The sequence below is a fragment of the Actinophytocola sp. genome (assembly GCF_036402745.1).
Taxonomy (GTDB): Bacteria; Actinomycetota; Actinomycetes; order Mycobacteriales; family Pseudonocardiaceae; genus Actinophytocola.
The window spans coordinates 1-8,221 of record NZ_DASWSJ010000317.1; the positions used below are offsets into that span (position 1 = coordinate 1).

At 69.4% G+C, this 8,221-nt stretch carries 7 protein-coding genes; 4 read left to right on the plus strand and 3 right to left on the minus strand.

The window, feature by feature from the left end; all coding sequences use genetic code 11:
• Positions 1-210: 210 nt before the first annotated feature.
• The 3 genes from VGD70_RS29520 to VGD70_RS29530 are packed head-to-tail and all read right to left on the minus strand — an operon-like array spanning position 211 to position 2,628.
• Positions 211-540 (minus strand): hypothetical protein, encoded by a 330-nt coding sequence (locus tag VGD70_RS29520; RefSeq protein ID WP_331087085.1) that lies wholly within the window; start codon positions 538-540, stop codon positions 211-213.
• Between the two features lie 53 nt (positions 541-593).
• Positions 594-1,955 (minus strand): sensor histidine kinase, encoded by a 1,362-nt coding sequence (locus VGD70_RS29525; RefSeq protein ID WP_331087087.1) that lies wholly within the window; start codon positions 1,953-1,955, stop codon positions 594-596.
• Positions 1,945-2,628: a response regulator transcription factor gene (locus tag VGD70_RS29530; RefSeq protein ID WP_331087089.1), complete on the minus strand. Its 684-nt coding sequence runs from the start codon at positions 2,626-2,628 to the stop codon at positions 1,945-1,947. The genes VGD70_RS29525 and VGD70_RS29530 overlap by 11 nt, the downstream gene beginning before the upstream one ends.
• 356 nt (positions 2,629-2,984) lie before the next feature.
• Between VGD70_RS29530 and VGD70_RS29535 the strand changes: the two genes are divergently transcribed.
• The 4 genes from VGD70_RS29535 to VGD70_RS29550 all read left to right on the plus strand — a co-directional run bounded on the left by VGD70_RS29535 (position 2,985) and on the right by VGD70_RS29550 (position 8,194).
• Positions 2,985-3,740, plus strand: coding sequence for a hypothetical protein (locus VGD70_RS29535; RefSeq protein WP_331087091.1), 756 nt, complete (start codon positions 2,985-2,987; stop codon positions 3,738-3,740).
• A 65-nt stretch (positions 3,741-3,805) separates the two neighbouring features.
• Positions 3,806-4,402 (plus strand): ATP-binding cassette domain-containing protein, encoded by a 597-nt coding sequence (locus VGD70_RS29540; RefSeq protein WP_331087092.1) that lies wholly within the window; start codon positions 3,806-3,808, stop codon positions 4,400-4,402.
• Entirely contained in the window at positions 4,399-5,100 is a 702-nt protein-coding gene (locus VGD70_RS29545) for an ABC transporter ATP-binding protein (protein WP_331087094.1), read from the plus strand. The genes VGD70_RS29540 and VGD70_RS29545 overlap by 4 nt, the downstream gene beginning before the upstream one ends.
• Positions 5,090-8,194, plus strand: a complete 3,105-nt coding sequence (locus VGD70_RS29550) for an ABC transporter permease (protein WP_331087096.1) — start codon at positions 5,090-5,092, stop codon at positions 8,192-8,194. The genes VGD70_RS29545 and VGD70_RS29550 overlap by 11 nt, the downstream gene beginning before the upstream one ends.
• Positions 8,195-8,221 lie beyond the last annotated feature (27 nt).

Sequence of the window (8,221 nt, forward strand, 5' to 3'; positions counted from 1 at the left end):
TCGCGGCGGGTAAGCACCCGATGCTCGCCCGCCGCGTCCTCGAAGCCGAGGAACTCGACCCCGACGTCGAGTTCGCGTTCGGCCTGGACTGCGTGCTCGACGGGCTCGCGGCCCGGCTGGGTCGCTGAGCGGTCAGTACGCATAGCGGTTCACGGTTTCCGGGTGGCGGACCAGGCGGACCTGGTCCTGCAACCAGATCAGCGTCCGCGGTCATTTGTCGCCGGAGTCACCACGGCTGTCTCCGGTGCTGCCCAGCACGGCGAAGTTTTGGTCGAGGTGGACGTCGCGCTGGCTTCCGTCGGGTTGGGTGACCTCGACCTCGTAGTAGCCTTTCTCGTCGCCGATCTCGGTGCCGGTGACTCGGCCGCTGCCGGTGTGCTCGAGCGCGGCCGTCGTTGCCTTCGTCAGAGCGTCGCCGGTGATCGGACGCTCGGTCCCGTCGTCGTCGCCCTGGCCGGCGGCGATGGCCACCCCGGCGCCGCCACCGGTCACCGCTACCGCGATCGCGCCGGCGAAGATCCACACAGTCCTGCGTTTCATGAGTACTCCTCCCTCAGGGTTGGTGCGGAGCACTGTGCCTCTGCACGACTGAACTAGACCTGAACGTCCGCGCCCGCCAGCGCGACGGCGACCCGCGCGCCGCCCAGCGGGCTCTCGGTGATGGTGACCGTGCCGCCGTGCGCCGCGACCAGCTCGGCGACGATCGCGAGGCCGAGGCCGCTTCCGCCGTCGTCGGTGGTCCGGGCGTCGGCCAGCCGGACGAACCGGTCGAGCACCCTGGTCCGGTCGGCCGGTGGGATGCCCTGGCCGTCGTCGTCCACGGTCAGTGTCACGGTCCCGTCCCGGGCGGTGAGGGAGAACACGACGACGCCGGCGGCGTGGCGCGCGGCGTTGTCGGCGAGGTTGCGCAGCACTCGCCGCAGACCCCCCGTGTCGCCCAGCACCCGGGCGGCGGACACGGTGCCGGTGTCGATCCGTCGCCCGGTGGTGGTGCGGAGTCGGGTGGCCTCGGCGAACACCAGGTCGTCGACGTCCACCGCGACCCGCCGCAGTGCGAGGCCGGCCTCGTCGGCGCGGGCGAGCAGCAGCAGGTCGTCGATCAGTCGCTGCAGCCGCAACGCCTCCGCGTGCACGGGCTCGGCGAGCCCGGCGACCGTGGTCCGCTTCGGGTGGGCCATCGCCACCTCGGTGTGCTGACGGATGGAGGCGGTCGGTGTGCGTAGCTCGTGCGAGGCGTCGGAGATGAAGCGCCGCTGGCTGGCCTGAGCGCCCTGCAGCCGGCCGAGCATGCGGTTCATGGTGTGGGCCAGGCGGGTGATCTCGTCACCGGAGTCCGGCTCGGGCACCCGGCGGTGCAGCTCGGCCGCGGAGATCACGTCCACCTCCCGCCGGATCGTCTCCACCGGCGCCAACGCCCGGCCCACGACTGACCAGGTGATCAGGCCGACGAGCACCAACACGAGCGGGATGCCGATGGCCAGCATTCGGGTGAGCACCTCTGTGGACTGGAGCACGTCGGCGAGCGCCCGGCCGACGAGCACTGTGCGGCGCCCGTGCGGGGTGTCCGCGGCCGCGGCGACCGTGAGGAACCGGTCCTCGTCTACTGGGGTGTCGATCTCGACCGCCTGCCCTGCCGCCGGCCGCGCCACCGCCGGCCTGCCGGCCAGGTTGACGCTGGAGGCCAGCACCGCGCCGCGGTCGTCCAGGATCTGGATCAGCTGCTCGTCGGCCTCGGTCACCGCGAGGCTCGGTGTGCCGTCGCCGGACTCGAGCACGGCGGCGATCTCGGTAGCCCGGAACTCGGCCGCGGTACGCACGTTGTCGGTCAGGGTCGAGCGCAGCGTGGCCACCAGGATCATAGCTCCGAGCACCAGCGCGGCACCGACGACGAACACGGCGCCGGCGGTGGTCCGCACCCGCACGGTGCGCAGCCGGCCGAGACGGTCACCCGGCACCGGGAACCACCTGGTAGCCAGCGCCGCGCCGGGTCTGAATCCTGGCGCTGCCGAGCTTGGCCCGCAGTCGGCTCACGTACACCTCGACGATGTTCGGGTCTCCGTCGAAGTCAACGTCCCACACGTGATCCAGAATGTCCCGTTTGGACACCACCTCGTCGGCCCGCCGCATCAGGAACTCCAGCAACGCGTGCTCCCTCGCGGTGAGCTCGACCTCGACCTGGTTGTCGTTGTCGGTCTCTGTCAGCCAGACCCGCCGCTGCGCGGGATCCAACCGCACCGCGCCGACGCTCAGCACCGCCGGACGTGGGTGTGCTCCGCGGCGGAACAGCGCCCGCAGCCGGGCCATGAGCACGGCGTAGGAGAACGGCTTGGTGAGGTAGTCGTCCGCGCCGGTGTCCAGACCGTCGACCTCATCCCACTCGCCGTCTTTGGCTGTCAGTATGAGAATCGGCGTCCAGATCTGCGCGGCGCGCAACGCGGCGCAGACCTGGTAGCCGCCCATCCCGGGCAGCAGGATGTCCAGCACGATCGCGTCGTAGGGCATCTCTCGCGCCAACCACAGCCCGTCGATGCCGTCGTGGGCCACGTCCACCGCGAGCCCCTCGGCCTCCAACCCGCTGCGCAACGCGGCCGCCAACCGTTGCTCGTCCTCGACCACCAGCACCCGCACGCCTCACCCCTGACTCGCCATCGGACCGTCCGATGCTTCCCGCTCACCGCTGAACACACGCTGAACGCCGCATTTCATCCGCGCAAGAGCAGACATTAGGGCAGCTCGGGCGGCGGCGCGTTCAGGCGGCGTTCAGTCGCTGTGATCCAGAGTCAGCCAGGACAACGCCTGTCAACGTCGGCGACACCGCGAAAGCGAGAGTGCCAACCATGAGAGCCAGTTCGGTATCGATTCCCTGTCCACCGTTGCGGATGCTCTGTGTCGCCGTCGCGCTGATGAGTGTCGCGACGGCGTGCGTCCGTGGATCGGCCAGTGACACACCCTCGGGTCCCGCACCCGATTCCGAGGGGACTCGGGTGCGGTTCGATCCGGCGAACTTCGTCGACCCGACCTTGGACACGAATCCGTATCACCCGGTCAAACCTGGTCTGCAATGGGTCCGGGCCGGCACGACCGAGGTCGGTTCCCGGGTGGTGCCCCACGAGATCATCACCACGATGACCGACGTCATCCGGGTGATCGACGGGGTCCCGACGATCGCGATGCTCGACGAGTCAACCGACTCCGGTGAGGTCTCGCAGCAGGGCATGGACTACCTGGCGCTGGACAAGGACGGCAACGTCTGGATCTTGGGTGGCTACACCGAGGACTTCGAGGGCGGCCAGTACACCAACACCGAATCCGCGTTCCTGGGTGAGGGCGGCGGCGCGTCGACCGGAATCCTGTCGCCGGCGAAGGTCGACGCCAACACGCCACGGTGGTTCATCGGAAAGGCGCCGGATGAGAAGGCGTCCGTTGGCCAACCAGTCGAGGTGGGCGTCCGCACGTGCGTGCCGTTCGCCTGCTACGACAACGTCCGCGTGGTGCAGGAAGGCAACGTCGGCGCGCCGGACAACGAGAACAAGTACTACGCCTCGGGCGTTGGTGTGATCAAGAACGTGCCACTGGACGCGAGCCTGCACCAGGACACCTTCGATCTGCGCAACTTCGTGGAGCTGAGCCCCCAGGGGCTCGCCGAGGCCAGCCAAGCTGTGCTGGACCTGGAGGCACATGCCCGCGTCACCTCGCCCGAGGTGTTCGGCTCGGCCCCGCCGGCGACGCGGGCCACATGACGACGCCCATCGTCCGCCTCGGCGGGGTGTCGAAGTCCTACGGTCCGCCGAACAAGCGGATCGAGGTGCTCCGGCGGGTCGAACTGACCGTCCTGCCCGGCGAGAAGGTCAGTCTCGTCGGCCCATCCGGAAGCGGCAAGTCCACCCTGCTCTCGCTTGTCGCTGGGCTGCTTCGCCCGGACGCGGGGGCGGTCGAGATCGACGCCGTGGCGATGAGTGATCTCGACGACCGGGCCAGCGCTCGACTCCGTGCCGACCGGATCGGGATCGCGCTGCAGTCCGACAATCTCATCCCGTTCCTCACCGCCCGCGAGAACGTCGAGCTCGCGTTCGCCTTCACCTCGGGCCGCAGGCGTCGGCGTGACCGGGCGATGACGCTTCTCGAGCGTTTCGGAGTGGCGCACCGGGCGCGGCACCACCCGCGTCAGCTGTCCGGCGGAGAAACCCAGCGCGTCGCCCTCGCCGTGGCCATGGCCAACGAGCCCGCGCTATTGCTCGTCGACGAGGTCGCGGCCCAGCTCGACGGCGGGACGGCCGCGCGCGTGGTCGACGAGGTTCTGACTGCGGACTTCGCGGTTCTGTACGTCACCCACGAGATCGCGATCGCTGATCTGGCGGACAGTCGCTACTCGCTCACCGGGCAGGAGGTGCGCCCGAGATGACCACCGGCAGCGGGGTCGCCAACGACATTCGCACCAGCGAGCTCGTCGTCGATCACGCCACCGGCATGGGGTCGGTCCGGGCCCTGGCGTGCGGCGCGGTCACGGTCGACGGGGGCACCAGCCTGGCGGTCATGGGTCCCAGCGGGTGCGGCAAATCGACCCTGCTCAGCCTGTTGGCGGGGCTCGCGCAACCGACCCGGGGCACGGTGCGCATCGGCGGCGTGTCGATCTCGTCGCTGTCCGAACGTGAACGGGTCGGCTTTCGGCGACAGTTGGTCGGCATGGTCTACCAGGACGACAACCTCCTGCCGCACCTCACGGTCGAGGAGAACGTCGGCCTCCAACTAGCGATCTGCCGCGGCGGCGCAGGCGCCGACCCGGACGACGTGCTCGCCCGGCTCGGACTCGGCCGGTTGGCCAAGCGGCTGCCGGATCAGCTCTCCGGGGGGCAGCGGCAGCGTGTTGCCGTTGCCAGAGCGGTCATTCATCGCCCGGCCGTCATCCTGGCCGACGAGCCAACCGGCGCCCTCGACGCCGACAACGCGCGGCTCGTGCTCGACCTGCTGCTGGACGTCCAACGTCAAATCGGGGCGACCTTGGTGGTCGTCACCCACGACCAGCAGGTCGCGAGCCACCTGGATCGGGTCATCCGCCTCACCCGGCGTTCGCCGACATCGGAGCAGAGCCATGCTCGTTAGGTACGTGTTCGCCGATCTCGTCCGCAACCCGCGCCGCACCTTGTCGACTGTGGTCGGGGTGACGCTCGGCGTCGGCCTCTTCTGCGGGGTCCTGTTCTTCGTGGACGGGCTCGCGGCGTCGATGACCCAGCGGGCGGTGGCCCCGTTGCCCATCGACATGCAGCGCATCGTCACCGAACGCGTCGGTGGCGCGATCACGCTGACACAGACGTTCGACCCGCCGGGCGCGATGGGCGCGGGCGACCGTGCGCGTGTGCGTGTCGAGATCCGCAACTCCAGTGCGGTGGCCGCGAACGAGGTCACCGTGCGTTCCCGGCCGGGACACGGGCTCGAGTTCGTGACCGGCTCAGCACAGCTCGGCGGGTCTCCGCTGCGCGACGTCGCCGACAACCCCCTCGCACACGGCACCTCGCTGACCGGCTTGAACCTCGGCACTGTCGAACCTGGTGGCGTGCGCCGCATCAGCTACGTCGTCCAGGCCCGGGCCCGCACCACGCTCACCGACGCCACGGTCAGCACGTCACATTCCAGCCGGGAGTCGGTCAGCCCCGTGGCGGCCAACCAGCCGGCCACGGTGCCGCTCGACAAGCTCGCAGAACAGATCTCCCGGGTTGACGGGGTCGCCCACGCCAGCCAGCTCTCATTCGCCGACCTCGGCCCCGACACCATGTCCCGCGACGGGTCCGTGGCTCGCGGCCCGGCCAAGATCTTCGGCTTCGATGCCGACTACGCCCACCGCGACCACACCGTGGCCATCCTCAAGGGACGGCTCGGCAACGGGAGCGCCGTCGTGAGTGCCGAAGCCGCCGCGGCGATGCGGGTCGGGATCGGCGACACCGTCACCGTGGCCCTGCCGGACCGCTCCACACTGGACCTCCCGGTCAGCGGCATCGCGGATCTCAGCCGGGCCCGGTCGTTGTTCTCCAGCCGTCGCGGCGGTGACCTCGAGACATTCATCTACTCGCGCAACTCGGTCATCGTGTCACCGCGGCTGTTCGCCGACACCGTCCTCCCGGCCTTCGAACGCGCGGCGACCACCCGAGGAGGAAGGCTGAAGAACCCGCCGGTGCGTGAGATCGACATCACGCTCGATCGCCGCATCCTCGACGCGGATCCCGCGACCGCAGTGCGCCAGACTCGGCGTCTCGGCGCCGACGTGAGCGCGGTCGCGGCCCACCAGGACTACCTGCTGGACAACATCTCCAACACCCTCGGCGTCGCGGCCACGGACGCCGAGGTGGCCAAGCGCCTCTTCGTCTTCCTCGGTGTGCCGGGCTGCCTGCTCGCGGCGATGCTGGCCGCGTACGGCGGGAACGTGCTTGCCTCCGCTCAGCGCCGCGAACAAGCCACGCTGAGGATCCGCGGCGCGAGCCGACACCACCTGCTCCGCATGCTCATCCTCCGCACCGCGGCGCTGACCGCCACCGGAGCCGCGGTCGGGCTCGTCCTCGGCTACCTCGTCGTCATGGTGGTCCTGGGTTACGAGTCCTTGGCCAGAGCGAGCACACCAAGCCTGCTGACCTCAGCGCTGATCGGCTCCGCAAGCGGTTTCCTGGCAACCGGCGCCGCACTGTACGTCACCGGCCGCCGCTCCATCGACCGCGAGATCAACGACGACCGGGCGCGATTGGCGCAACGACCACCCCTGTGGAGACGCGTCGGCCTCGACATCATCGGAGTGGCGGTCGTCGCCATTGGCACTGTCGTCGCGTTGCGCGCCAACGCATTCGACGGTGCGGCGGGTTCGGTGTACTTCGGGCAGGCCGTTGAGCTCGATCTGCCGCTGCTCGTGCTGCCGGTTACCGTGTGGATCACCGGTAGCCTCCTCGCCGCACGGATCTTCGGTGCCCTGCTCACGCGCAGCCAGCCGAATTCGACCGGCCACGTCGGGCGGCCACTGCGCAGCCTCTACCGGTTCAGCGTCGGACGTCGACCATGGACCATCGGCAACGGAGCCATCGTCGTGGCGCTCATCGTGGCCATCGCCACGAGCCTCGGCATCTTCACCGCCTCCTACGACGCCTCCAAGGCCGCCGACGCCCGATACGCGACCGGTTCCGACATCCGCGTCACGCCCAGCCCGACCGCACAGCGGACCTACAGCGTCACCGACGCCGACGTGTTCCGAACCGACGGTGTCGCCAACACCAGTCCGGTTGTCTACGGCATCAGCAACGTCATCCTCCGCAGCGCCAGGACATCCGACCCCGCCAACCTCGCCGCCGTCGACCCCGACACCTACGCGTCGGTCGCGCCACTGACCAACGCCGACTTCCCCACCGGCGACGCGGCCGGCACCGTCCGCACCCTCCGGACCGACCCGACCGCGGTGCTGCTCAGCGAGGACATGGCCGCCTTCCTCAAAGCCAAGCCCGGCGACACGCTGCACGTGCTCCTCGCGCGGGCCACCCCCGACCAGGTCGAGGTGACACTGCACGTCCTCGCCTTGTTCGAACGACTTCCCGGGTTCCCCGACGGCGCCGACGCGGTCATGTCCATCGCCGAGCACACCACCCACGTGCCGAGGAAAGCCCCCGACTTCTTCCTCGCTGCGGCCACGACCAACGACGACAGAGGCCTGCAACGCGCGCTGTCATCGCTCCACAACGGACCAGGAGCCGCCGGCACCCTCCAGATCGACAGCCGAAGCACCACCCTCGCCCGAGACCAGTCAAGCCTCGCCGCGCTGAACATCGCCGGCCTCATCGAACTCGACTCCACCTTCGCCCTCTCGATGGCCGTCGTCACCATCGCGATCTTCGTGTTCGGACTCCTGCTCCAACGCCGACGCGAGTACATCACCCTGCGAGCCCAAGGGCTCTCCCCTAGGACCATCCGACTTCTCATCGCCGCGGAAGCCGGCACCGTCACCATCGGCGGCACCATCGCCGGCCTCCTCGTCGGCACCGCGATGAGCTACTACTTCGTCATAGTCCTTCGACCACTGTTCGTCCTCGCCCCCACCTACGCACTGTCCATTCCCGCAGTCGCCACACCAATTCTGCTCGTGTTCACCGCGACCGTCGTCTCATCCTTCGCGGCATCACGCCTCGTGAACCGACTCGACCCAACCGAACTCCTCCGCGATGAATAAGGCCTGTCTCGTAGATCATCGTGTGAA

What these genes read in the sequence shown, in the direction of transcription:
- VGD70_RS29520 (WP_331087085.1), bottom strand. Translation starts at nt 540, where the DNA reads ATGAAACGCAGGACTGTGTGGATCTTCGCCGGCGCGATCGCGGTAGCG.
- VGD70_RS29545 (WP_331087094.1), top strand. Translation starts at nt 4,399, where the DNA reads ATGACCACCGGCAGCGGGGTCGCCAACGACATTCGCACCAGCGAGCTC.
- VGD70_RS29550 (WP_331087096.1), top strand. Translation starts at nt 5,090, where the DNA reads ATGCTCGTTAGGTACGTGTTCGCCGATCTCGTCCGCAACCCGCGCCGC.